Origin of the sequence: Pseudomonas guineae (assembly GCF_900113745.1) — a bacterium.
GTDB lineage: Bacteria > Pseudomonadota > Gammaproteobacteria > Pseudomonadales > Pseudomonadaceae > Aquipseudomonas > Aquipseudomonas guineae.
This window is the reverse complement of record NZ_FOQL01000007.1, coordinates 39,329-64,087: the sequence shown is the minus strand read 5'-3', so window position 1 is coordinate 64,087 and position 24,759 is coordinate 39,329. Positions and strand designations below refer to the sequence as shown.

Sequence of the window (24,759 nt, the reverse complement as noted above, 5' to 3'; positions counted from 1 at the left end):
TAGCAAATCTCTTGCCTGGCAGCTCAATACACTGACTCAGCGCTTTTCATGCCTTGGTGGTCAATTGCTTGCCCTGTATTTGGGCTGACGATTTTTGAAACGGACGCTGCCCATTTGTCGTGCGGGATGCCGTTTTAAGGGCCGAAAGGTTAAAGTTGCACCCCTTCGCTGTTTGGGTTGCACTTCCAATTACTCAGGGTTGCACTTTTAATGCTCAACGCGCGCTTGATGCGTCTCGATGACCAAGCCCACGAACACACTCACGATCATCACCAGCTGGTGCTTTCGTTGGCTGGGCGTGCTGAGTTTGAGGTCAATGGCCGCGGTGGCGAGGTATGCCGTATGCGTGCTTGCCTAGTGCCTGGCGATGCTGATCACCAGTTTGCCGGCATGGGCGATAACCGCATGCTGATTATCGACCTGGATGAGCAGGGCACCTCGGACGAAGATCTGCAACTGTTGACCGGCCTGTTCGAGACGCCGCGTTACCCACAATTGGATGCTGATTTTCAGAATCTGTTGAGCTACGCCGGTGCCGAGCTTGAACGTTACGGTTCAGACCCGCTGCTGACCCGGGCCCTCGGCGGTGTTCTGCTGCGTGCCTTACACCTGCGATTGTTTGGCGAGCCCCATGCGCAGGTGGTGGGTACGCTAAACTTGGAACGACTCGACAGTTATATCGTCGAGCACTTGGCGCGGCGTATCAGTGTGGCCGAGCTGGCCCAGGTAGCATGCCTGAGCCCTAGCCATTTCCATGCGCAGTTCAAGGATTGTGTCGGCCTGACGCCGCACCAGTACTTGCTTAAAACCCGCCTTGACCGCGCTGTGCGGCTGTTGCGTGAGAGCGGTTTACCGCTGATCCGCATCGCCGAAGAGTGCGGCTTCTCCAGTCAGAGCGCACTGACCACAGCCATGCGCCGTTACCTTGGCTTGACGCCCAAACGGCTGCGTAGCGCTGAGTAGTGCTCTCTGTTTATTACGTAGCGGCCTTATAGGCTGCACCAGTGATTGATGGGCATCGACAAAACGTGAAGTTACGCACGCAGCCGGCTAAGCTGTGGCTCACAGAGGCAGTCACTGTGCCAGGCAAGGATGCTGTTCATAATAAAGTGAGCCTTAGAGACGCGTCTTAAAATGAGCCAGTACCTGCATTTCTCGTTCGCACTTTCACTGCTGGGCATGTTGTTGCTCAGCACACCGCTGCATGCCGCCAGTCTGCAAGCCGAAGTGATCGATAGCCAAGGCCAGTCACTAGGCAATGCCGTGATCAGCTTGCGTAACTCCGCCGGCGCAGCAACTGCGCCGGCTAAAGCCATCATGGATCAGCGCGCGCAGCAGTTTGCGCCGAATGTACTGGCAGTGCGCAGCGGTACCTCGGTGGCGTTTCCCAATAGCGACAACATCCGCCACCACGTTTATTCCTTCTCTCTTGCCAAGCGTTTTGAGCTGCGTTTGTATCAGGGCACACCCAGTGAACCGGTGATTTTCGATAAGCCCGGTGTTGTGGTGCTGGGCTGCAATATCCATGACTGGATGCTGGGTTATGTCTATGTCACCGACGATCCCTGGTTTGCCGTCAGCGATGAACAAGGGCGTTTGAGTCTCGACCAGCTTCCGGCAGGTCGCTATACGGTCAGCCTCTGGCACCCACAAGCGCCGGACATGTTGCCGCAGGCGGCGGGCGAATTGCTGTTGACTGAGGGCGCTAACCAGAAGCGCTTTACCCTGGCGATGCAGGCTCCCGCCGCTGAGGTAGCGCCGAGTGCACCAGTCAGCGTCTTTGGTGATGCATTTAAGAAGGCCCGCGATGCTGCGCAATAGTTTTCAGGCACGGATTGCCGGCGTACTGGTACTGCTGTTAGTGGTCGTGGTGGGTGCGCTTTATATCGCCGTACAAACGGCGACCAATGCGGCCGTACGCAGCCAGGCCCGTGAGCAACTGGATGTGGGCAGCCTGGTGTTTCAGCAGTTACTCGAGGTGCGGGGGCGACAGTTGCACGATGCCGTGCAGGTGCTGGCCGCCGACTTTGGCTTCAAGGATGCAGTGGCCAGTGGCGATACCGAAACCATTCGTTCGGCGCTGGCCAACCACGGCGCGAGGATCAATGCCAGTGCCGTAATGATGCTGAGCCTTGGCGGTAACTTAGAAATCAGTACAGATCGACAGATCAGCGGTGCGACAGCGCAGCGCCTAAGTGCTCAGGTGATGTTGCGCCAGCGCGAGGGTATGCAGATTTTTCTGATGCCAATTGCCGATAAAATCTACCTACTGGTGCAGGCTACTGTGAGCGCGCCGTTGCCTATTGCTCGGGTGATGATGGGTTTTCAGGTGGATGATGCCTTCGCCGCCGAATTGCGCGAGCTGACGCACCTGGACCTGACCCTACAAGCGACCCAGGACGGTATGGCTGATATCTGGATCAGCACCCTGCAACCAGCGCAACGTGAGCAGCTGCAAGGTGATGTGTCCGCGCTGGCGAATGATGCAATTAGTCTTATCGGCGAGGAGTATTACCTTAATCAGACGCTGGTGCTGGCCAGTGGCGAAGGCTTTGCGGTGCGTGCGTTGCTGCACAAGTCCTTGAGTCAGGCGCAGGAGGCGTTTGCTCCGCTTGATCAGGATATTTTGCTAATCGCACTGGTGGCGTTCGCGGCTTCCCTGGGGGGGGGCTTGTTGTTGGCGCGTTCAGTGTCGCAACCCGTGCAGCAATTGGCAGCCGTCGCCGAGCGGGTAAGGCAGGGCGATTATGAAGCCAGCCTTGATTTGCAACGCAGTGATGAGTTGGGTCGTTTGGCCATAGCCTTCAAGGCTATGCAGCAGGGGCTTGCCGAGCGTGAACGGCAGCTGGCGCACAATGCTCTGCACGATGCACTCACCGGGCTGCCCAACCGCACTCTGGCGCTGGAGCGTTTGGGCAGCGCCATCACGGCGCAGCGCCCTACGGCATTGCTGTACCTCGGGGTCGCGAATTTCCGCGCAGTCAATGAAAGTCTCGGGCCAGAAGGAGGCGACTTGGCGTTACAGCAGCTGAGTCGATTTCTGCAGGCGACGCTGCGCCCCGGCGATAGCGTCGCGCGGATCATCGGAGATGAGTTCCTTTTGCTGCTGGAAAATACCGACTGCGACAGTGCCGTGGGCATCGCCGACAAGGTGCAGCAACTGCTGCTCACGCCATTGCGCGTCGGCAGCCATGATTTCGCCATGGAGTGCCGCATCGGCATTGCCAGCTACCCTGTGGATGGTAATGCCCCGGAAGAATTGCTGCGCCGCGCGACCATCGCGATGCAGGATGCGGCAGGCATGGCCAGCCATTTGCAGGTCTACCAGCGTGGTCGCGATGATGCCCAGCAGCGGCAGATTCGCCTGATCCGCGACCTACGTCATGCGCCGGGCAAAGCTGAACTGCAATTGCACTATCAACCGAAACTGGATATTGCCGCCGGCCAAGTACGCCAGGCTGAAGCCTTGCTGCGTTGGCAGCATCCTGAGTTGGGTATGGTTTCACCTGGGGAGTTTATTCCGCTGGCCGAGCGCACGGGCAGCATTAAGCTGTTAACCGCCTGGGTGATCGAGGCGGTCATGTGTCAGCTGCGCGAATGGGCTGGGCGCGGCCTGCACATGCAGGTGTCGTTGAATATCTCCACCGAAGACCTGATCGACCCGCAGTTGCCTGCACGGGTCAGTGCACTCTTGGCCGAGTATCAAGTACCGGCTGAGCAGCTGATTTTTGAAGTTACTGAAAGCGGAGTGATGCTCAATCCGGAGCTCGCCTTGCAGGTGCTGCATGGCTTGCGCGAGTGCGGCATTAGCCTGTCTGTGGACGACTTCGGCACGGGGTACTCGTCCCTGGCTCAGCTCAAACGCATGCCCGTGCAAGAGCTGAAGATCGACCAATCGTTTATCCGTGACTTGGACGACGGCAGTGAGGATTCGGTGATCGTGCGCTCAACCATCGAGATGAGCCACAGTCTTGGACTTAAAGTGGTGGCCGAAGGGGTCGAGTTTGAGCGCAGCCTAGAGCTGTTGGCGCTCTGGAACTGCGATACCGCTCAGGGCTACCTGATCAGCCGGCCGTTAGCTGCTCAGGCTTTTGAAACCTGGATGGCGCAGCACGCGCGTGACGCCTCAAACGTGGTGCATTGACCATGGTAAATCTGCTTCGCGGCGCTGTTTTGCTACTGGCCTTGCTGGCCAATCTGACCTGGGCTGATGGGCGTTTGCTGGCCACCGGTGGTGCCAGCAGCCTTGAAGGTGCGGCCGGTGGCGGTATCACGCCTTGGGCGGTGCTGTCCGGTTATGGCGAGCGTGGCGAATGGGGCGTGGATGTTTTCGCCACGCGAGTGGAAACCGGCGATTACCGTTTGGATGTGGCGGGTATTGGCGCTGCGTTTGATAACCGTATTGAGCTGTCTTACGCTCGCCAGCGTTTTGAGCTCGGCAACTTGGCACGCAACCTGAGCCTGCCGGAAAATAGCCTGAGCCAGGATGTATTTGGCATCAAGGTGCGTCTGTTTGGTGACCTGATCTACGACCAGTTGCCGCAGGTGGCAGTGGGACTTCAGCATAAGCGGCAGAAGGATTTTCTGATCCCCAGCTTGGTGGGCGCGCAGCGCAGTGAGGACACCGAAGGCTATATAACCGCTAGCCGGCTAATCCTTGGTGGTGCCTTTGGCTACAACCTGCTGCTCAACGGCGGTATTCGCTACAGTCGCGCTAACGAGCTGGGCCTGCTGGGTTTTGGCGGTGATCGCCGTGATCGTCACTCGGTGCTTAAGGAAGGCTCCGTTGCCGTGCAGTTCAATCCGCGTTGGGCGCTGGGGTTGGAGTATCGAGAGAAACCGGACAACCTCAGCTTTGCTGGGGAGAGTGACTGGGCCGATCTGTTTCTCGGCTACTTCCCCAACAAGAACTTAGCGCTGGTGCTGGCCTATGCGCGCCTCGGTGAAATCGCCACGCTGGATAATCAGAATGGCGTTTATCTGTCTGTGCAGGGGAGTTTCTAAGCATGCGCAGCCTGCTGTTTCTGATTGTTCTGGTCCTGAGTGCCTGTGCTCATCAGCCGGCTAAAGACGACAGCCTCTACCGTGACCTAGGCGAGCAGGCCGGGATTACCCGTATCGTCGAAGGCATGCTGCTGAATATCGCCGGTGATACACGCATCGTCCGGCACTTCGAGAATATCGACATTGTGCGTTTGCGTGACAAGCTGGTGGAGCAGATTTGCGTAGAAGCCGGCGGTCCATGCATCTATACCGGCGACAGCATGGAAGACAGCCATAAGGGCCAGAACCTCACACCGAGTGACTTCAATGCCCTGGTCGAGAACTTGCAGGCGGCCATGAGTCGCCAAGGCGTCGCTATGCCCGCGCAGAACCGCCTATTGGCACGCCTTGCGCCGATGCGGGCGCAGGTAATTGACCGTTAAAACGTGGCTCAGCGCAAGGTTTGGGCGATTGCGAGGATCTCGGTACGATGGCTGCTCAGCAGGCTAAGTTCACCGTTTTCGTCGATAAAGTCCTGCGGCGGCATCAGCTTCTGATATGCCGCCAGTTCCTGTAATGGCGGTAAATCGGCATTTGGCTCGCGCGCCTTAATTGTGTGATAGCGCGCTAGGTTGACCAAATCCAGCAATTGCAGCGTGTCGCCCGGGCTTGATTGCCAATTGCCGGTGTTGCGAATGATCTCTATATAGTCGTTATCCACCGACCATTTCTTCAGCACAATAATGCCGAGCGACTTGCTGTACTCGTTGCATAGCTTGTCATACAGCTCAGTGGAGGGTGTGACGTTTTCGCTGCGAAATGCCGAGAGCACAGCCAGGGTGCCCACTTCACTGAGCAGGCTGGCCAGTAGGGCGTGCTCCGCTGTCACCCGGCCAAGCAGGCGCGCCAGCATGGCGCAGGTGCTGGCCTTGATCACTAGGCGCTCCCAAGCTTCGACAAATAGCCGTTTATGCCCGGGACTGTGCAAGGTGAACAGGCTTTTGATGCTGTGTGCCATGGTAATCCGGTCGACTTCGGCCATACCGAGGCGGTTGATTACTTCAAGCAGGGATTTCGGCGCCGCGGTTTGGCGATACAGCGCGCTTGACGCATGTTTCATAAGCAGAGCGCTGAGCGCCGGGTCGCGACTGACTAAGCGCGTAAGGGCACTAAGGGAGATATTTGGATCACCTAATGCGCGGCGGATATCCATGGTGATGGTCGGCAGGCTGGGCAATTGTTCTTCACCCCGCATCAGCTGCGAGACTAAACGCCGGTAGATTGAGTAGTCGGATGTTTCGCTCTGCAATGCACACCTCCATGCTGTTGCAGGCAGTCTAGATCGGCACTGCACGACTATACTAGTGCTACAGGTTATCGTGTATTTGATGCGTTAGCGCTTTAAACGCCTGTTTGCCGGAAGTTCCCTGCCCGGAGGATTTTGCAAAAACTCCAGAGTTTTTTGTAAGAAGCGCTTATGCCTCTGCCACTAAATTCAGCTCCCTATTTGCGTAGTACGCAGGTTGCCTTGGTTCTATCTGCGAATGTGCGCTAGAACTAATACTAAACAGTTGCCGCATAAGTAAGTGTTCTTGCGTGGTTACTGAAGAGTTGCTGCGTGTTTCGCTGCTGCTGGCCCCTTGGGCTTGGTCAGTGGTTTAAGGCAGTGGCCGCATAAAACGGCCGCTTAAAATTAGAGTCGCGGCCTGAGCCGCGCCAACACGAGAACAACAAGATGAACGAGCAGAACGTTTTTGTTGTAGGGGTGACCTTCGTGGTCTACCTGATAATGATGTTGTGGTTAGGTTTGGTGGCTTACAAGCGCACCAGCAATTTGTCCGACTACATCCTCGGCGGTCGTTCCATCGGCCCAACTACCGCAGCGCTTTCGGCTGGCGCTTCCGATATGAGTGGTTGGTTGCTGCTCGGTCTTCCGGGCTATGCTCTGGCGGCCGGTTTCGAGGCCACCTGGATCGCTGTCGGGCTGTTGGCCGGTACCTGGCTGAACTGGCTGTTCGTCGCTCAGCGCCTGCGCGTTTACTCGCACACGGCCAATGACTCGGTGACTATGCCGTCCTACTTCGAACATCGTTTCAACGACAAGTCTCGTGCCTTGCGCGTGGTCTCGGCGTTGATCATTCTGACCTTCTTCCTGTTCTACACCAGCTCGGGCTTGGTGGCATCCGGCAAGCTGTTCGAAACCGTATTCGGCTTCGACTACAAGATCGCCGTCGTCGTCGGTACCCTGGCCGTAGTCTCCTACACCTTGTTCGGTGGCTTCCTCGCGGTAGCCTGGACCGACGTGGTGCAAGGCTTGTTGATGGCCGCTGCATTGGTTTTGGTGCCGGTGTTCGCGCTCAATGCAGTGGGGGGCTTCGAAGCTGCACACCTGGCCATCGCCACGAAAAACCCTGAGCTACTGACCTTCTTCAACGACGCCAAGGGCGAGCCGCTAGGTATTATCGCGATTCTCTCGTTGCTCGGTTGGGGGCTTGGCTACTTTGGTCAGCCGCACATCCTCGCTCGCTTCAAGGCGATTTCTGACGACAAAGACATTCCGACTGCCCGTCGCATTGCCGTCAGCTGGACTGCTCTTACCCTCGTGGCTGCCCTGTCCATCGGCTGGATAGCCTTGGGTTACTTGGAAACTGATCTGGCGGATGCCGAGACCGTATTCATGGTGTTGGTCAACAGCCTGTTCCACCCTGTAGTGGCCGGTATCCTGATGGCCGCCGTGCTGGCGGCAATCATGTCCACCGCTGACTCGCAATTGTTGGTTAGCTCTTCGGCGCTGGCGGAAGACTTCTACAAAGCCATCCTGAAGAAAGATGCCGGTGATGCCGAGCTGGTATGGATCGGTCGCGGCGCGGTGGTTCTGATTGCGCTTATCGCTCTGGTGCTGGCCATGAACCCGGAAAATACCGTACTGGGTCTAGTTTCTTACGCCTGGGCTGGCTTCGGTGCCGCATTCGGTCCGGCCATCCTGCTGTCGCTTTACTGGAAACGCATGAATCGCAATGGCGCTTTGGCAGGTATCGTCTTGGGTGGCATCACCGTGGTGGTCTGGAAGCAACTGTCCGGCGGGGTCTTCGATCTGTACGAGATTATCCCGGGCTTTATCCTGGCGACCATTGCCATCATCGTTGTCAGTCTGATGACTGCCGAGCCTGAAGCAGAGATACAAGCCCAGTTCGACGAAGTCGAGCGTAAGCTGGCCTGATGCAATGACCTGCGTCTGTAAGTGATTGCTTGCAGGCGCGACAGGCAGACAAGGGTTAATGGCTTATGCCTTGCTCGCACTGTCCAACTTATCGACGTTACTTTGCCGGCCCACACCTTTTGTGTTGGGCCGGTTTTTTTCGCCATCCAGGTAATCACTCTGCGGCTTCCCTTGGCGACGTCAAAAATTGTTCTAGGCGCGGTTATGGCGATACAGGCGCTCCGGTATTGGTTTTTGCACTTTCTGTCAGGCGCGCGCTTAGCTAAGGTGGCGCATATTTTCAACCAGGCTGTCCGTACAGGTTCTGCATGACTCAATCACCGAATAATCCGCTGCATGGCGTGACCCTTGAAACCATTCTCACCGGCCTGGTTGCCCAGTACGGTTGGGATGGTTTGGCGCAACGTATCGACATTCGCTGCTTCAAGAGCGACCCGAGCATCAAGTCCAGCCTGACCTTTTTGCGTAAGACGCCTTGGGCGCGGGAGAAGGTTGAAGCGCTGTATATCCGTTCGCAAGCACGTAGATAGGCACTGAGCTCCAAGACGGTAACCTGGCACCCTTGTTGCAATACCTCTGCAAACGCCGCAAAGCGTCAAAAAACTGCGGCCAGTGGAGGTAGAGATGAGCCAGGGTGTTGAATTCAACCGTTTGATGCTGGAAATGCGTTCTATGCAGGCCGACGCCATGGTGCGTCAGAAGCCTGTCGCCAGCACACCTGAACCCGGCGCGCCGAGTTTCTCCGAAATGCTCGGGCAGGCGGTGGGCAAGGTCAACGAAACCCAGCAGGCCTCTAGCCAACTGTCGACTGCCTTTGAAATGGGCACCAGCGGTGTGGATTTGACCGACGTGATGATCGCTTCGCAGAAAGCCAGCGTTTCCTTCCAAGCCATGACCCAGGTGCGTAACAAGCTGGTTCAGGCTTATCAAGACATTATGCAGATGCCGGTTTAAGGGTAGGGCTAAATCATGGCTGAAGCTGTCGCCGCAAACGTACCTGCCACCACCGGTGGTAGTGAGCCGAAAAAACCATTGTTCGGCCTGACCTTTCTGGAAAACCTCTCCGATATGTCGATGTTGCGGCAGATTGGTTTGCTGGTTGGTCTAGCTGCCAGCGTGGCCATCGGCTTTGCCGTGGTGCTGTGGTCGCAACAGCCGGATTACCGTCCGCTGTATGGCAGCCTTGACGGTATGGATGCCTCGCAGGTGATGGAGACGCTCGCCGCTGCCGATATCAAATACACCGTGGAACCTAACTCTGGCGCGTTGTTGGTCAAGGCGGATGACCTGGCCCGGGCACGTATGCGTCTAGCTGCTGCTGGCGTTGCGCCGAAAGACAACAGCGTAGGCTTTGAGATTCTCGACCAGGAGCAAGGCCTGGGGACCAGCCAGTTTATGGAAGCCACCCGCTACCGTCGTGGCCTCGAAGGCGAGCTGGCGCGTACGGTCGCCAGCCTGAACAACATCAAAGCAGCCCGCGTGCACTTGGCTATTCCGAAAAGCTCGGTGTTCGTACGCGATGAACGTAAGCCCAGCGCCTCGGTGCTGGTTGAGTTGTATTCGGGGCGCAGTCTGGAGCCGAGCCAGGTGATGGCCATCGTCAATCTGGTTGCGAGCAGCGTACCGGAAATGAATAAGGCCCAGGTCACCGTGGTCGATCAGAAGGGCAACCTGCTCTCGGACATTCAGGAAATGTCCGAGCTGACCATGGCCGGTAAGCAATTTGATTACAGCCGCCGTATGGAAAGCCTGTTTACGCAGCGCGTGCACAATATTCTGCAGCCGGTGCTGGGCTCCGGTCGTTACAAGGCCGAAGTGTCAGCGGATGTGGATTTCAGCGCGGTGGAGTCCACCTCGGAAATGTTCAACCCCGACCAACCAGCGTTACGCAGTGAGCAGTCGGTTAACGAACAGCGCACTACCAGCCTGTCACCGCAAGGCGTGCCCGGGGCCCTGAGCAATCAGCCGCCAGGTGCCGCTGCCGCGCCGCAGCAAGCGGGCGCCGGTGCTGCGGCCGTGCCAGGGGCGATTGCGCCTGGGCAGCCGCTGCTAGATGCCAATGGCGCGCAGATCATCGATCCCGCTACCGGCCTGGCGATGCTCGCGCCTTATCCGGCGGACAAGCGCGAGCAATCCACGCGTAACTTCGAGCTGGACCGCTCTATCAGCTACACCAAACAGCAGCAGGGACGTTTGCGCCGCTTGTCGGTAGCCGTGGTGGTCGACGATCAAGCCAAGGTCGATGCTGCGACCGGTGAGGTCACTCGGGTGCCGTGGAGCAGTGATGACCTGGCGCGTTTTACCCGCTTAGTGCAGGACTCGGTGGGCTTCGATGCCAGTCGTGGTGACAGCGTCAGCGTGATCAATACGCCGTTCTCCACCGAGCTGGGTGAAGAGCTGATTGAAATTCCGTTCTACACCCAGCCGTGGTTCTGGGACGTGGTCAAGCAAGTGCTTGGCGTTCTATTTATCCTGGTGTTGGTATTTGGTGTGCTGCGCCCCGTGCTGAACAACATTACCGGCGCAGGCAGAGGGCAAGGTGATGGCCGTGGCCGCGATGTTGAACTCGGTGAGATGGGCGGGCTAGGCGGTGATTTGGCCGAGGATCGGGTCAGCCTGGGTGGACCGCAAAGCATCCTCCTGCCTAGCCCAAGTGAGGGGTATGATGCGCAGCTAAACGCCATCAAGAGCCTGGTCGCTGAAGATCCGGGCCGCGTAGCCCAGGTTGTGAAAGAGTGGATCAACGCCGATGAGTGATAATCGAACCGTCGCTAAGTTGAACAAGGTCGAAAAAGCCGCGATTTTGCTGTTGTCGCTCGGCGAAACGGACGCGGCCCAAGTATTGCGCCATCTAGGGCCGAAGGAAGTGCAGCGGGTTGGCGTGGCCATGGCTGGTATGCGCAACATCCAGCGCGAGCAGGTCGAGCAGGTCATGGGCGAGTTTGTCGATATCGTCGGCGATCAGACCAGCTTGGGCGTCGGTGCTGACGGCTATATCCGCAAGATGCTTACTCAGGCCTTGGGTGAAGACAAAGCCGGCAATCTGATTGATCGCATTCTCCTGGGCGGCAGCACCAGTGGCCTAGACAGCCTTAAATGGATGGAACCGCGCGCCGTGGCGGATGTGATTCGCTATGAGCACCCGCAGATTCAGGCCATCGTCGTCGCCTACCTCGACCCTGATCAGGCGGGTGAAGTGCTCGGCCATTTCGACCACAAGGTGCGGTTGGATATCGTGCTGCGTGTATCTTCGCTGAATACCGTGCAGCCAGCCGCGTTGAAAGAGCTCAACCAGATACTCGAAAAACAGTTTTCCGGCAGCTCCAACACTACTCGCGCGGCAATGGGTGGGGTCAAGCGTGCCGCCGATATCATGAACTTCCTCGACAGCTCGGTTGAAGGCCAGTTGATGGACTCGATCCGCGAAGTCGACGAGGACCTGTCCAGCCAGATCGAAGACCTGATGTTTGTCTTCGACAACCTGGCCGATGTCGATGACCGTGGTATCCAGGCGCTGATGCGTGAAGTGTCGTCCGACGTGCTGGTGTTGGCGCTCAAGGGTGCTGACGAGGCCATCAAGGAAAAGGTCTTCAAGAACATGTCCAAACGTGCCGCCGAACTGCTGCGCGACGACCTGGAGGCCAAAGGCCCAGTTCGCGTCAGCGACGTGGAAACTGCACAGAAGGAAATTCTCACCATCGCCCGGCGTATGGCCGAAGCCGGGGAAATTGTCTTGGGCGGCAAGGGTGGCGAGGAAATGGTGTAGGGTCTGATGACATTTGTGCGCGGCCGCGACGGTAGTCCGCTTGGCGCAGGGCTAGGCATGAGGAGAGTGGTTTGGCTATTCCAAATGAACGACGAGTAACGACGGCCTGCGCCAAGCGTGCCCCGTCCCTTCGGCTTGCGAGTCAACCCCTGCAATGCGGCGTTGCGGGACTTGGCAAGGGAGCGACCATTGCCTACGTCTCGCGCCTTGCCTGGCAGGGTTTGACGCGGCAACGCGGCTCGCGAACAAATGTCATCAGACCCTAACGCCATGTCCAGTAAAGAGCCGGCCAGCGAACTGATTCGCGCCAAGGACCTCAAGGGCGTTGACGTCTGGGCGTTGCCCAGCTTTGACCCGCAAGCGGCGACGCCAGAGCCTCTTGCAGAAGAGCAAGCCATCGAGTCGACCGCAGAGACGGACAAACGGGCCGATAGCGAAGAGGTGGCCCTGGAAGACGTCAAACCCTTGACGTTGGATGAGTTGGAAGCGATTCGTCAGGATGCCTATAACGAAGGCTTTGCCGCTGGCGAAAAAGATGGCTTCCATGCCGGCCAGCTCAAAGCCAAGCAGGAAGCCGATACCGCCTTGGCGGCAAAAATAGGCGGGTTGGAGCAACTGATGACTCAGCTGTTCGAACCGATTGCTGAGCAGGATCAGCAGGTCGAAGAAGCACTGATCAAGCTGCTTGAGCAGATCGTACGCCAAGTGATTCAGCGTGAGCTGGTGAGCGACTCCAGTCAGATTCGTCAGGTGCTGAGCGAGGCGCTCAAGTTGCTGCCGATGGGCGCTGGCAATATCCGCATTCACCTTAATCCGCAAGATTTCGAGATGGTCAAAGCGTTGCGTGAGCGCCACGAAGAGAGCTGGCGAATTCTCGAAGACGTCGCTTTACTGCCTGGCGGTTGTCGGGTGGAAAGTGAACTCAGCCGTATCGATGCCACTGTGGAAACCCGCTTGAATCAGGCCATCAAGCAGTTATTCGAACAGCAGCGTGAGCAGGCCATGCATCCGCTGGAAGCCGATCTGCAGACTGAGCTAGACACTCCAGAGGCAACTCCTGAAGCAACCCCTGAGGCGACGCCGGATGCGCCTTGAGCGGGTCAGTTTTGCCAAGCGCTTGGCCGGTTACAGCGATGTTGTGGCGCTGCCAACCCAGCCCCAGGTTGAAGGCCGTTTATTGCGCATGGTTGGCCTGACCTTAGAAGCTGAAGGCCTGCGTGCCGCACTCGGCAGCCGCTGCCTGGTAATCAACGACGACAGCTATCATCCGGTGCAGGTGGAAGCCGAGGTGATGGGTTTTTCCAATGGCAAAATCTTTCTAATGCCGGTCGGCAGTCTGGCTGGTATCGCGCCTGGTGCGCGTGTAGTGCCGCTGCCGGATACCGGCCGACTGCCCATGGGTATGTCGATGCTCGGCCGGGTACTCGATGGCACCGGTCGCGCCCTCGATGGCAAAGGCGGGATGAAGGCCGAAGACTGGGTGCCGATGGATGGCCCAACGATCAATCCGCTCAAACGCCACCCAATCAGTGAGCCGTTGGATGTGGGTATCCGTTCGATCAATGGCCTGCTGACCGTCGGTCGTGGCCAGCGCCTTGGCTTATTTGCTGGTACCGGTGTGGGTAAATCTGTGCTGCTGGGCATGATGACGCGCTTTACCGAAGCCGACATCATTGTGGTCGGCCTGATTGGTGAGCGGGGCCGTGAAGTAAAAGAGTTTATCGACGAGATTCTCGGTCACGAGGGTCTCAAACGCTCGGTGGTGGTGGCCTCACCGGCCGACGATGCGCCGTTGATGCGCCTGCGTGCCGCCATGTATTGCACGCGTATAGCCGAATACTTCCGCGACAAAGGCAAGAACGTCTTGCTGCTGATGGACTCACTGACGCGTTTTGCTCAAGCGCAGCGTGAAATCGCCTTGGCCATCGGTGAGCCGCCTGCGACCAAGGGTTATCCACCTTCGGTATTTGCCCGCCTACCTAGGCTGGTAGAACGTGCCGGTAATGCGGAAGAGGGTGGCGGTTCAATTACTGCGTTTTACACCGTGCTCAGTGAGGGCGATGACCAGCAGGACCCGATTGCTGACGCCGCTCGTGGCGTGCTCGATGGTCATATCGTGCTGTCGCGCCGGCTGGCGGAAGAGGGGCATTATCCGGCTATCGATATCGAAGCCTCGATCAGTCGAGTGATGCCACAGGTAGTCAGTGCCGAGCATCTGCGCCAGTCGCAGCGGTTCAAGCAGTTGTGGTCGCGTTATCAGCAGAGCCGCGACTTGATCAGCGTGGGTGCCTATGTGCCGGGTGGTGATCCTGATACCGACCTGGCCATTGCCCGTCAGCCTGCCATGGTCAAGTACCTGCGACAGGGTCTGCACGATAACGAAAGCCTGGAAGACAGCAGTGCGCAGCTGGCTGCGATCTTCAACCCTGCTGCAACAGGGCCATAAGTCATGGCGCAAAGCCGTGCAGCACGGCTGGGGCCAGTAGTGATCATGGCTGAGCGTGCCGAGCGAGAAGCGGCCCTCCAGTTAGGCCATTGTCAAGGCTTGCTGCGTCAGGCTGAAGTGCAGCTAGGAGACCTGGAACGCTACCGCGGTGATTACCAGCAGCAATGGATCAGCGAAGGTCAGCACGGCGTTTCCGGGCAGTGGCTGATGAACTACCAGCGCTTTCTCACTCAACTAGAAGGTGCCATCGGCCAGCAGCGCAACAGCGTCGATTGGCACCGGGCCAATATGGACAAGGTGCGCGAGGTCTGGCAGCAGCGCTATGCCCGTATGGAAGGGCTACGCAAATTGGTCAAACGCTATCAGGACGAAGCGCGCATGGCTGAAGACAAGCGCGAGCAGAAGCTGCTCGATGAGCTCTCGCAGCGCTTAGTGGCGCGTGACTCGCAGTATTAAACGCGGTTATAACGGCCTCAATGACGGCTCAATAGCGCCTAAACAGTTGCTGCATGGGCCCTGCGGTGCTACATCTTGATTGTGCAGAGCTTGCAGCTGGCTCACCTGAGTGTGCGCCTTGTCTTTTCGTTGATAGGAGTAATTCATGGCCATCACCTCGCAGCCCTCATCCGATGGGCAAGAGCTGACCATTGTGATTCAGGGACGCTTCGATTTTGCTGCGTATCAGGAGTTTCGCAATGCCTATGAGCGCGTCAGCAGCTCGCCGCAGCGCTACGTAGTAGACCTCAAGGGCACTACCTATCTGGACAGCTCGGCGCTGGGTATGCTGCTGTTACTGCGTGATCACGCCGGCGGCGACAGTGCGCAGATCAGTCTGCTCAACTGCAACCCGGATGTGCGCAAAATTCTCGCCATCTCGAATTTCGAGCAGTTGTTCAAAATCACCTGATCGGGGCGCGTGCTATGCCAGAGCGCCTGTCCATTCTAATCGCTGAAGACAACGCCGCTGATCGCATGCTGCTGTCGACCATCGTCAGCCGTCAGGGGCACCGGGTAATGACTGCTAGCAATGGCCTAGAGGCAGTCGCTTTGTTCGAGCAGGAGCGTCCACAGCTGGTGCTGATGGATGCATTGATGCCGGTAATGGATGGTTTCGAAGCCGCGCGGCGGATTAAGCAGGCGGCCGGCGATGCGTTAGTGCCGATCATCTTTCTTACCTCCCTGACCGAAGGCGAAGCCTTGGTGCGATGTTTGGAGGCCGGCGGTGATGACTTTCTTGCCAAACCCTACAATCGGGTCATTCTCGAAGCCAAGATCAATGCGATGGACCGTCTGCGGCGTTTGCAGGACACCGTCTTGCAGCAGCGTGATCTGATTGCCATGCACAACGAACACCTGCTTAACGAGCAGCGGGTGGCTAAGGCGGTATTTGACAAGGTAACCCATTCCGGCTGCCTGGATGCGCCTAACATCCGCTACCTGCAATCGCCCTATGCGGTGTTTAACGGGGACCTGCTGCTCGCGGCGTTCAAACCGTCTGGTGGCATGCATGTATTGCTGGGCGACTTCACAGGTCACGGTTTGCCGGCGGCGATAGGTGCGATGCCGCTGGCCGAGGTGTTTTATGGCATGACGGCCAAGGGGTACTCCCTGGCAGAAGTGCTACGTGAGATCAATGCCAAGCTCAAACACATCTTGCCCGTGGGCGTTTTTTGCTGCGCGACCGTGCTCAACATCAGCTTCCAGCGCCAGGTAGTTGAGGTGTGGAACGGCGGTCTGCCGGATGGTTATCTGCTGCACGGTAATGGTGAGCGGATACCGCTGGTGTCGCGGCATTTGCCGCTGGGGGTATTGGAGCCAGGCGCGTTCAACGACAAGTACGAGGTTTATCCGCTGGCGCTGGGTGACCGGGTTTTCTTGCTCTCCGATGGCGTGCTGGAGGCGTGTAACAAGCAGGGTGAGCTGTTCGGTGAGGGGCGCTTGCTCGAGGTGTTCAGCGCCAATCGGCAACAGGCAGCGCTGTTTTCAGAAATTCAACAGGCGTTGGCACATTTCAGTGGCGAGCAGCAGGATGATGTCAGCCTGGTTGAAGTCAGTCTGGTCGACCAAGCCGCCTTGAGCCGGCCACCACTAGCCTTTGCCGACAATGGCCAGAGCCACTCACTGGATTGGTCGGCGAGCTTCGAGTTTCGCGGTGAAACCCTGCGTCATTTCAACCCACTGCCGTTCCTCTTGCAGTTGCTGCTTGAAGTGCAAGGGTTGCGGCCTCAAGGCGGTGCCTTGTTCAGTGTGCTGGCCGAGCTGTATTCGAATGCCCTTGAGCACGGCGTACTGGGCTTGGATTCGACGCTCAAGGCGAATGCCGAGGGATTTGCCGAATATTACCGCCAGCGCAGCGTGCGACTGGCCGCACTGGTAGACGGTTATGTGCGTTTTCACCTGCAATTAATCCCCGAGGGTGCTGGCGGGCGTTTAATTGTTCGGGTCGAGGACAGTGGCTCGGGTTTCAATGCACCGCTGTTGTCAGCGCAGCCCCGCGATACCCAAAGGCTAAGCGGTCGTGGACTGGCGTTGGTCAGGCAATTGAGTGAGCGTTGCAGTTGGGGTGATGGCGAACCGGGAGTGCGCGTGGAGTTTTCCTGGGTGCCTGGGGCATAATCCACCTAATAGCGCCCAGGGAGTGAGCCGTTGTCCGATATTCATCTCGATAGCACAGTGTTACTGGCATTACAGGACGTCATGGAAGATGAATACCCGGTGCTGCTGGATACCTTTCTGATTGACTCTGAAGAGCGCCTGCTGGTGCTACGCCAGGCTGAGCAGGCGGCAGATGCGCAGAGTCTGCGTTTGGCGGCGCACAGCTTTAAAGGCAGTTGCAGCAATATGGGCGCTCTGCTGCTGGCCGGGCTGTGCAAACAATTAGAAGAAGCCGGGCGGCGTGAGCAGCTGGAGCAAGCCCCCGAGTTGGTTGAGCAGGTCGAGCGTGAATTTGCCATTGTGCGCATCCTGCTTAAATCCGAGCGTCAACGTTACCTGCACTAGTTTTGCTGCGCTGAGTAGGCGCCTGCTGCATTCCATCCCCGTTTATCTTTGCGCCAATAAGTTGGCCCGGCCTTTGCAAAACCTTCTGCACGACCAATCCCGTGCGGAGAGTATCCATGTCCGTTGCCCCCGATCTGCTGCTTAAGTCGGCACCAGCCGTAAAGCCTAGGGCTGCTGCAGAAAAACCGCCGGAAAAATCCGCGCAGCCCAATAAAAATCAAGCGTCCAGCTTCTCCCAGGTGTATGCCAATGAACGCCAGGCTAAGGCCACAGAGCGTAACGAAGCGTCCCCCAAGCCTGCGCGTGAAAGCAAACCGAAAGAAATACCAGACGATGATCCGCAGTCCGTTGCCGCCACCGGGCAGAGCGAGGTTGCCGATAGCGGCAAGCCTTTGCCGAGTGATCCGGCAAACGATGGTGCTGCGCTTGACCCGCTATTGTTGCTCGGTATAACCGGCGAGCTACCTGCGCAAGAGGCGCAAGAACTCACGCTCGACACCGAGCCTGCGCCTTTTCTGGTAACCACCGGGCTGATAAGTTCGGGGCCGGCGAGCCTGACCGAGGCCAGTTTCGATGCTGAGCTGGATGCGCTCAACCAACTTCCGGCGGTGCGCATGGCCTTGGAGATTGGGGCAAAGGAAAAAGCGCTGGCCGAACAAGTCGCTTCACCTTTGGCGCAGGCTAAACTGGCGACGCAGAGCGCGAGTCAAGGCGTGCTGGCCGGCCAATTGATGCAGGACGAGGTGCCGGTAGAGGGTGAAGCGCTGGAGCTACCGGAATTACAGCTCGAAGCCTTGACAGGTAAAAGCCTTGAAGCGCTGAAGGAAGGTACAGCGAATAGCACACCAGAAAACTTTGTCAGCAAGCTCAATGCGTTGACTCAGGCCATTGGCCAACAGAATTCGTTGTCTGCGCGCGCGCCTGTGGTGGGGCAGCCTGTGCCAATGCAGCAGGGCGGTTGGAGTGAGGCGGTGGTGGACCGGGTGATGGTGATGTCCAGCCAGAATCTCAAATCCGCCGAAATCCAACTCGATCCTGCCGAGCTGGGGCGCCTGGAGGTTCGCATTAGTGTCAATCAGGAGCAAAGCCAGGTCACTTTCGCTAGCCCGCATGCTGGGGTGCGTGAGGCGCTGGATGCGCAGATGCATCGCCTGCGTGAGCTGTTCGCCCAGCAAGGCATGAATCAGCTGGATGTGAATGTCTCCGATCAGTCGCTTAGCCGTGGCTGGCAAGGGCAGGGCGGCGGCGACGGCGACGGCAGGGGGCGTAGCGGAGCCTCCGATGAGTCGCAGGGTGCGGAAGAAGGGCTGCCCTTGAGCGTGGTTCAATCAACCCACACGGCCTCTGGCAGTGTCCGGGGTTTGGTTGATTACTACGCTTGAGTATTAATTCAAAGGCTCGCGCGCCTTGCGTCATGTAGGCGCTCTGCCAGTAACAGCCTTCGACAGATGAGCGTGGCGATGGCAATAAGCACCACTTGTTTCACTCGATCCTCGGCGCGTGCAAGCGCCCCAGCCGGTTTTTAGGCCGGCTGGGCCGATGCACCGTTGGCATTGGGTGGATTCTGAGGCGCTTGCTGCTGTAGTTGCATGGCTCACTGATCTAAACTGCGATTCGCCCGGCTGCCACTGTGTGGGAGCCGGGCGATTTTGTTTGGGGCGTGCGCTTACCGATGCCTTGGCCGCATCATCTTAAGGTGCTGGGCCACCCGTAGTGAGCAGGTTTGTTGACAGACTGGCATAACACTTGCTCTCAACCCTTTGAAAGCGGATAGAACTCCGAATAATGACGGATTATTGGCATGGCTAAGAAAGAAGCAGCGCAAGCGCCGGCAGATGGCGAAGCGAAACCAGCCGGCAAAATGAAGCTGATCATCATCATCGTGCTCGCCGTACTGCTGGCCATCGGTCTTTCAGTGGGCGGCACCTGGTTCTTTTTGAGCAAGAAGGATGCTGGTGCTGAAGAAGCCAAGGCAGATGCCAGCGCCGAGCCCGCGGCGCCAGTCAAGCTCGCAGCGATTTATGAAGAACTGTCGCCGGCATTCGTGGTGAATTTCAATTATCAGGGCCGCGCCCGCTATATGCAGGTCAGTGTGGCCCTGATGACCCGTGATCAGGCGGCGCTTGATGCACTGAAAGTGCATATGCCGGTATTGCGTAACCGTCTGGTGATGCTGTTTTCCGGTCAGGATTTTGCGTCCCTGATCACTCCGGTGGGTAAGGAAATGCTGCGCCAGCAGGCGACTGCCAGCGTACAAGAGTTGGCCGAGAAAGAGACCGGTAAGGTCACGGTCGAGCAAGTGTTGTTCACCAACCTCGTATTGCAATAACCCGGAGCGGTATATGGCTATGCAAGACCTGCTTTCCCAGGATGAAATCGATGCCCTGCTGCACGGTGTTGATGACGGCTTGGTTGAAACCGAGGACGAGGCCGAACCGGGAAGCGTCAAGCAATATGACCTGACCAGCCAGGATCGGATTGTCCGTGGGCGTATGCCGACGCTGGAGATGATCAACGAGCGCTTCGCCCGTTATACCCGCATCAGCATGTTTAACCTGCTGCGCCGTTCCGCCGATGTGGCGGTGGGCGGCGTGCAGGTGATGAAGTTCGGTGAGTACGTGCACTCGCTGTACGTGCCGACCAGCCTCAACCTAGTGAAGATGAAACCGCTGCGCGGTACCGGCCTGTTTATTCTCGACGCCAAGCTGGTGTTCAAGCTGGTGGACAATTTCTTTGGCGGCGATGGTCGTCACGCCAAGATTGAAGGGCGTGAGTTCACCCCGACCGAGTTGCGCGTGGTGCGTATGGTGCTAGATCAGGCGTTTATCGACCTGAAAGAAGCCTGGCACGCAGTGATGGATATCAACTTCGAGTACGTCAACTCGGAAGTGAACCCAGCACTGGCTAACATCGTCAGCCCCAGTGAAGTGATTGTGGTGTCGACCTTCCATATCGAGCTGGATGGTGGTGGCGGTGACCTGCATATCACCATGCCGTATTCGATGATCGAGCCGATTCGCGAAATGCTTGATGCGGGCTTTCAGTCTGATGTCGACGATCAGGATGAGCGTTGGATCAAGGCCCTGCGTGAAGACATCCTTGGTGTCAGCGTGCCGCTGGGGGCCACTGTGGCAAAGCGTCAGCTCAAATTACGCGATATTTTGCACATGCAGCCTGGTGATGTGATTCCCGTAGACCTGCCAGACCATATGGTGCTCTGTGCCAATGGCGTGCCTTCGTTCAAGGTCAAGTTAGGTGCCCATAAGGGCAACCTGGCTTTGCAGGTGATCGACCCGATCGAGCGCCTGCGCTAACTGTTAACCCTATTCACGCCAGCCGAGGAAGAACGATGGCAGACGAAAACGACAATATTGATGAAGGCGAAGAGGCCAGCTCCCCTGAAGAGCAGGCACTGGCCGATGAGTGGGCTGCAGCATTGTCTGAGGCCGGTGATGCCGGGCAAGACGATATCGACGCCATGCTCGCCGCGAGCAATTCGGCGCCGTCAGTCCCGCGTGCACCCATGGAAGAGTTCGGCAGCGCGCCCAAGAACAACCTGCCGGTTAACTTGGATGGACCGAATCTGGATGTGATTCTGGATATCCCGGTGTCGATCTCCATGGAGGTCGGTAATACCGATATCACTATTCGCAACTTGCTGCAGCTTAACCAGGGCTCGGTGATTGAGCTGGACCGTCTGGCCGGCGAGCCATTGGATGTGTTGGTTAACGGTACCCTGATTGCTCATGGCGAAGTGGTGGTGGTGAATGAGAAATTTGGCATTCGCCTGACCGACGTGATCAGTCCCAGTGAACGCATCAAGAAGTTGCGCTAACCATGCATAGAACCCTCCTTTTGGGCCTGGCTCTGCCCTTTGTCGCAACGGCTGCCGAACCCGTAGCACAAGCGGCTGCCCCGCTTGCTAGCACGGGTATGGGTGGGCAGTTGGTGCAGCTTTTGTTGGGCTTGCTGTTGGTGATCGGGTTGATTTTTCTGCTGGCCTGGTTAATGCGCCGGGTTCAGCAGATTGTGCCGCGTGGTGGTCAGGTGATTAAGGTCATGGCCACCCAAGCCCTGGGGCCGCGCGACCGCTTGGTGCTGGTACAGGTGGGCGGCGAGCAAGTGTTGCTGGGGCTGACGCCAGGCAATATCACCGCGTTACATGTCATGCAGGAGCCGGTACATTTGCCGGATGCCGAGCCGGCTTCGACCGAATTTGCCCAGCGCCTGATGGAGCTGTTGGGCAAGGATCAGAAGGACAAGTCGTGATGCTTCGTCTGTTACTGGTGTTGGTTTTTAGCCTGGGGGCTTCGCTTGCCTTCGCCGCAGATCCGCCGACTGGCAGTACGCTGATTCAGTCGGGCAGCAGCCCGTTATCGATTCCGGCGATCACCCTGAGTACCGACACCGAAGGGCAGCAGGAATACTCGGTAAGCCTGCAAATCTTGCTGATCATGACCGCGCTGAGTTTTATCCCTGCGTTTGTCATGCTGATGACCAGCTTTACCCGGATCATCATCGTCTTCTCGATTCTGCGTCAGGCTCTGGGCCTACAACAAACGCCGTCGAACCAAATTCTTGTTGGTTTGGCGCTTTTTCTGACCATGTTTATCATGGCCCCGGTATTTGATCAGATTAATCGCGAAGCCCTGCAGCCCTACCTCAGCGAGCAGATGACCGCTCAGGATGCGATCCTCAAAGCTGAAGGGCCGATCAAGAACTTCATGCTGTCGCAGACCCGTGAAAGTGATTTGGAACTGTTCGTGCGCTTATCCAAACGCACTGATATCGCCACGCCGGAAGATGCACCGCTGACTATTCTGGTGCCGGCCTTCGTCACCTCCGAGCTGAAAACCGCCTTCCAAATCGGCTTTATGATCTTTATCCCGTTCTTGATCATCGACATGGTAGTGGCCAGTATTCTGATGGCGATGGGCATGATGATGCTGTCGCCGCTGATCATTTCCCTGCCGTTCAAAATCATGCTGTTTGTCCTGATTGATGGCTGGGCGTTGATCATGGGTACCCTGGCCGCCAGTTTCGGAGGCACTTAGTCATGACGCCTGAAGTAGCAGTGGATATTGTGCGCGGTGCCTTGTGGCTGACCGCTAGCATTGTCGCGATCCTGGTTGTGCCTAGTTTGATTGTGGGGCTGCTAGTGGCAATGTTTCAGGCGGCTACCCAGATCAACGAGCAGACCTTAAGTTTCTTGCCGAGGTTATTGGTTATTTTATTGGTGCTGATCTTCGCTGGCCCCTGGCTGGTGCGGGAGCTGATGGAGTACACCGAGAACCTGATCATGAATATTCCGCAGCTGATCGGTTGACATGCTTGAGCTAAGCAACGAGCAGATCGGCGCATGGGTGGGTAGCTTTTTGCTGCCGCTGTTTCGCATTGCTGGGCTGCTGATGTTTATGCCGATCATTGGCACCCAGTTGGTGTCGACCCGGGTGCGTCTGTATTTAGCTGTGGCTATTTGCCTGGCCATCATGCCGACCCTGCCGCCGATGCCGGTGGTCGATGCTATCAGCGTGCAGGCTTTTATCTGGATCGCTCAAGAGATCCTGATTGGCGTGATGCTGGGCTTTGTTCTGCAGCTTTTCTTCCAAATATTCGCCATCGCCGGGCAGATTGTGGCCATGCAGATGGGCCTGGGTTTCGCCTCTATGGTCGACCCGGCCAACGGCATTTCGGTGCCGGTAATCGGCCAGGTGTTTATGATTTTGGTGACCTTGCTGTTCCTCGCCATGAACGCCCATCTGGTGGTGTTCGAGGTGCTCACCGAAAGCTTTTTCACCCTGCCGGTCGGCGGTGGTTTTTTGGTGGACAGCTACTGGGAAATTGCCAATAAACTGAGCTGGGTAATGGGAGCTGCCTTGTTGTTGGTGCTGCCGGCAATCACTGCACTGCTGGTGGTTAATCTGGCATTTGGGGTCATGACCCGGGCTGCCCCGCAGCTCAACATATTCTCCATCGGCTTCCCACTGACGCTGGTGCTGGGGTTGGTGATTGTGTGGATTGGCATGAGCGATATTCTTGCTCAGTACCAAGTGTTTGCTACTGAGGCGTTGCAGTTTCTCCGTGAAATGGCGAGGTCAGGGTAATTCATGGCCGAATCCGAGAGCGGTGCCGATAAAAGCGAGGAACCCACGGAGAAACGCTTACGCGAATCCCGTGAGAAGGGCCAAATTGCCCGTTCCAAAGAGCTCAATACCCTGGCAGTAACCCTGGGTGGCTTTGGCGGCTTGCTGGCGTTTGGCGGCAGCATGGGTAACTCCATGTTGGAGATCATGCGTGGCAATTTCTCCTTGCCTCGCGAGGTGATCATGGATGAACGCAGCATGGGGCTGTGGCTTGCCGCTTCCGGGCAGATTGCTCTCGAGGCACTGTTCCCGTTGTTTATCCTGCTGCTGATTGCCTCTATCGTTGGGCCGATCTCTTTGGGGGGCTGGCTTTTTTCCGCAGAGGCCATGGCTCCAAAAGCCAGCCGGATGAACCCATTGGCGGGGCTCAAGCGGATGTTTTCCACCCAGGCGCTGGTTGAGTTGCTCAAGGCCTTGGCTAAGTTCGTGCTGATTCTGCTGGTGGGCATTACGGTGCTATCGGCTTGGCAGGATGACCTGCTGGCGATTGTCCATGAGCCGATAGAGTCGGCCATTATGCACTCGATGACTGTGGTGGGCTGGAGTGCGCTGTGGATGTCCTGCGGGTTGATTTTGATTGCTGCCGTAGACGTGCCCTTCCAGCTCTGGAGCACCAAACAGAAGCTGATGATGACCAAGCAGGAAGTGCGCGACGAGTACAAAGACAGCGAGGGCAAGCCTGAGGTTAAGCAGCGTATTCGTCAGTTGCAGCGCGAAATGGCCGAGCGGCGCATGATGCAGTCGGTACCGGACGCCGATGTGGTGATCACCAACCCGACGCACTTTGCGGTGGCCTTGAAGTACGACCCGGCCAAAGGCAGCGCCCCGGTATTGCTGGCTAAGGGGGGCGACTTTACAGCCCTGAAGATTCGTGAAATCGCCAATGAGCATAAGGTCATGGTGCTGGAGTCTCCGGCCCTGGCACGAGCGGTGTTCTACTCCACCGAACTGGATCAGGAGATCCCCGCGGGGCTTTATTTGGCGATTGCTCAGGTACTGGCCTACGTCTACCAGCTGCGTCAGTACCAAGCGGGTAAAGGCAAACGTCCAGGGCCGCTGCCAGATATCCCGATCCCGCCGGATTTACGCCGCGACGATTGATCATTCGTCCGCTGCAATCAGCGCATTTACCTGCTGTTTACCTACGCTAGGCAAAGTTGGACAGCTTCTTGCAATTCCTTCCCCAGAGGCGCGCAAAGCG

The 24,759-nt window shown here is 57.5% G+C and carries 26 protein-coding genes; 25 read left to right on the top strand and 1 reads right to left on the bottom strand.

The window, feature by feature from the left end; translation table 11 throughout:
- The first annotated feature begins 210 nt into the window (after positions 1 to 210).
- The 5 genes from BMZ32_RS18775 (at position 211) to BMZ32_RS18755 (ending at position 5,426) form a co-directional block, all read left to right on the top strand.
- Positions 211 to 963: an AraC family transcriptional regulator gene (locus BMZ32_RS18775; protein ID WP_090244922.1), complete on the top strand. Its 753-nt coding sequence runs from the start codon at positions 211 to 213 to the stop codon at positions 961 to 963.
- A gap of 171 nt (positions 964 to 1,134) precedes the next feature.
- Positions 1,135 to 1,821: a methylamine utilization protein gene (locus BMZ32_RS18770; protein ID WP_167376782.1), complete on the top strand. Its 687-nt coding sequence runs from the start codon at positions 1,135 to 1,137 to the stop codon at positions 1,819 to 1,821.
- Entirely contained in the window at positions 1,808 to 4,144 is a 2,337-nt protein-coding gene (locus BMZ32_RS18765) for a putative bifunctional diguanylate cyclase/phosphodiesterase (protein WP_090244918.1), read from the top strand. Before BMZ32_RS18770 ends, BMZ32_RS18765 begins: the two co-directional genes overlap by 14 nt.
- A gap of 2 nt (positions 4,145 to 4,146) precedes the next feature.
- Positions 4,147 to 5,004, top strand: a complete 858-nt coding sequence (locus BMZ32_RS18760) for a DUF3034 family protein (protein WP_090244915.1) — start codon at positions 4,147 to 4,149, stop codon at positions 5,002 to 5,004.
- A 2-nt stretch (positions 5,005 to 5,006) separates the two neighbouring features.
- Complete coding sequence (locus BMZ32_RS18755) at positions 5,007 to 5,426, top strand: group I truncated hemoglobin (protein ID WP_090244913.1); 420 nt, start codon at positions 5,007 to 5,009, stop codon at positions 5,424 to 5,426.
- Positions 5,427 to 5,434: 8 nt separating this feature from the next.
- On the opposite strand, the gene BMZ32_RS18750 is transcribed toward BMZ32_RS18755, so the two are convergent.
- Entirely contained in the window at positions 5,435 to 6,292 is an 858-nt protein-coding gene (locus BMZ32_RS18750) for an HDOD domain-containing protein (protein ID WP_090244910.1), read from the bottom strand.
- A 426-nt stretch (positions 6,293 to 6,718) separates the two neighbouring features.
- Between BMZ32_RS18750 and putP the strand changes: the two genes are divergently transcribed.
- The 20 genes from putP (at position 6,719) to flhB (ending at position 24,659) form a co-directional block, all read left to right on the top strand.
- Positions 6,719 to 8,203, top strand: coding sequence for a sodium/proline symporter PutP (putP, locus tag BMZ32_RS18745; protein ID WP_090244908.1), 1,485 nt, complete (start codon positions 6,719 to 6,721; stop codon positions 8,201 to 8,203).
- A 308-nt stretch (positions 8,204 to 8,511) separates the two neighbouring features.
- Positions 8,512 to 8,733 (top strand): VF530 family protein, encoded by a 222-nt coding sequence (locus BMZ32_RS18740; RefSeq protein ID WP_090244905.1) that lies wholly within the window; start codon positions 8,512 to 8,514, stop codon positions 8,731 to 8,733.
- Positions 8,734 to 8,827: 94 nt separating this feature from the next.
- A complete protein-coding gene (gene fliE / locus BMZ32_RS18735) occupies positions 8,828 to 9,157 on the top strand; it encodes a flagellar hook-basal body complex protein FliE (RefSeq protein ID WP_090244902.1) in 330 nt (109 codons plus the stop codon).
- 15 nt (positions 9,158 to 9,172) lie between these two features.
- Positions 9,173 to 10,960 carry a flagellar basal-body MS-ring/collar protein FliF gene (gene fliF, locus BMZ32_RS18730; RefSeq protein WP_090244898.1) on the top strand — a complete coding sequence of 596 codons (1,788 nt, stop codon included), beginning with the start codon at positions 9,173 to 9,175 and terminating at the stop codon, positions 10,958 to 10,960.
- The gene (gene fliG, locus BMZ32_RS18725; protein WP_090244896.1) at positions 10,953 to 11,969 is read left to right on the top strand and encodes a flagellar motor switch protein FliG; all 1,017 of its coding nucleotides are present in this window, start codon (positions 10,953 to 10,955) and stop codon (positions 11,967 to 11,969) included. Before fliF ends, fliG begins: the two co-directional genes overlap by 8 nt.
- A gap of 270 nt (positions 11,970 to 12,239) precedes the next feature.
- Positions 12,240 to 13,064 carry a flagellar assembly protein FliH gene (gene fliH, locus BMZ32_RS18720; protein WP_090244893.1) on the top strand — a complete coding sequence of 275 codons (825 nt, stop codon included), beginning with the start codon at positions 12,240 to 12,242 and terminating at the stop codon, positions 13,062 to 13,064.
- Positions 13,054 to 14,415 carry a flagellar protein export ATPase FliI gene (gene fliI / locus BMZ32_RS18715; protein ID WP_090244891.1) on the top strand — a complete coding sequence of 454 codons (1,362 nt, stop codon included), beginning with the start codon at positions 13,054 to 13,056 and terminating at the stop codon, positions 14,413 to 14,415. The genes fliH and fliI overlap by 11 nt, the downstream gene beginning before the upstream one ends.
- Positions 14,416 to 14,418: 3 nt before the next feature.
- The gene (gene fliJ, locus BMZ32_RS18710; RefSeq protein WP_090244888.1) at positions 14,419 to 14,871 is read left to right on the top strand and encodes a flagellar export protein FliJ; all 453 of its coding nucleotides are present in this window, start codon (positions 14,419 to 14,421) and stop codon (positions 14,869 to 14,871) included.
- A gap of 145 nt (positions 14,872 to 15,016) precedes the next feature.
- Positions 15,017 to 15,322, top strand: coding sequence for an STAS domain-containing protein (locus tag BMZ32_RS18705; RefSeq protein ID WP_090244886.1), 306 nt, complete (start codon positions 15,017 to 15,019; stop codon positions 15,320 to 15,322).
- Between the two features lie 14 nt (positions 15,323 to 15,336).
- Positions 15,337 to 17,031, top strand: coding sequence for a fused response regulator/phosphatase (locus BMZ32_RS18700; RefSeq protein ID WP_090244883.1), 1,695 nt, complete (start codon positions 15,337 to 15,339; stop codon positions 17,029 to 17,031).
- Between the two features lie 30 nt (positions 17,032 to 17,061).
- Positions 17,062 to 17,415, top strand: coding sequence for an Hpt domain-containing protein (locus BMZ32_RS18695; RefSeq protein ID WP_090244880.1), 354 nt, complete (start codon positions 17,062 to 17,064; stop codon positions 17,413 to 17,415).
- 116 nt (positions 17,416 to 17,531) lie between these two features.
- A complete protein-coding gene (locus tag BMZ32_RS18690; RefSeq protein WP_090244878.1) occupies positions 17,532 to 18,797 on the top strand; it encodes a flagellar hook-length control protein FliK in 1,266 nt (421 codons plus the stop codon).
- A 419-nt stretch (positions 18,798 to 19,216) separates the two neighbouring features.
- The gene (gene fliL / locus BMZ32_RS18685) at positions 19,217 to 19,744 is read left to right on the top strand and encodes a flagellar basal body-associated protein FliL (protein WP_090244875.1); all 528 of its coding nucleotides are present in this window, start codon (positions 19,217 to 19,219) and stop codon (positions 19,742 to 19,744) included.
- 13 nt (positions 19,745 to 19,757) lie between these two features.
- A complete protein-coding gene (fliM, locus tag BMZ32_RS18680; RefSeq protein ID WP_090244873.1) occupies positions 19,758 to 20,729 on the top strand; it encodes a flagellar motor switch protein FliM in 972 nt (323 codons plus the stop codon).
- A gap of 35 nt (positions 20,730 to 20,764) precedes the next feature.
- A complete protein-coding gene (gene fliN, locus BMZ32_RS18675) occupies positions 20,765 to 21,250 on the top strand; it encodes a flagellar motor switch protein FliN (protein WP_090244870.1) in 486 nt (161 codons plus the stop codon).
- Positions 21,251 to 21,252: 2 nt separating this feature from the next.
- On the top strand, positions 21,253 to 21,684 hold the full coding sequence (gene fliO / locus BMZ32_RS18670; RefSeq protein ID WP_090244868.1) for a flagellar biosynthetic protein FliO: 432 nt from the start codon (positions 21,253 to 21,255) through the stop codon (positions 21,682 to 21,684).
- The gene (gene fliP / locus BMZ32_RS18665; protein WP_090244865.1) at positions 21,684 to 22,469 is read left to right on the top strand and encodes a flagellar type III secretion system pore protein FliP; all 786 of its coding nucleotides are present in this window, start codon (positions 21,684 to 21,686) and stop codon (positions 22,467 to 22,469) included. Before fliO ends, fliP begins: the two co-directional genes overlap by 1 nt.
- A gap of 2 nt (positions 22,470 to 22,471) precedes the next feature.
- A complete protein-coding gene (gene fliQ, locus BMZ32_RS18660; protein WP_090244862.1) occupies positions 22,472 to 22,741 on the top strand; it encodes a flagellar biosynthesis protein FliQ in 270 nt (89 codons plus the stop codon).
- A 1-nt stretch (position 22,742) separates the two neighbouring features.
- On the top strand, positions 22,743 to 23,519 hold the full coding sequence (gene fliR, locus BMZ32_RS18655) for a flagellar biosynthetic protein FliR (RefSeq protein ID WP_090244859.1): 777 nt from the start codon (positions 22,743 to 22,745) through the stop codon (positions 23,517 to 23,519).
- A gap of 3 nt (positions 23,520 to 23,522) precedes the next feature.
- Entirely contained in the window at positions 23,523 to 24,659 is a 1,137-nt protein-coding gene (gene flhB / locus BMZ32_RS18650) for a flagellar biosynthesis protein FlhB (protein ID WP_090244858.1), read from the top strand.
- The last annotated feature ends 100 nt before the right edge of the window (positions 24,660 to 24,759 follow it).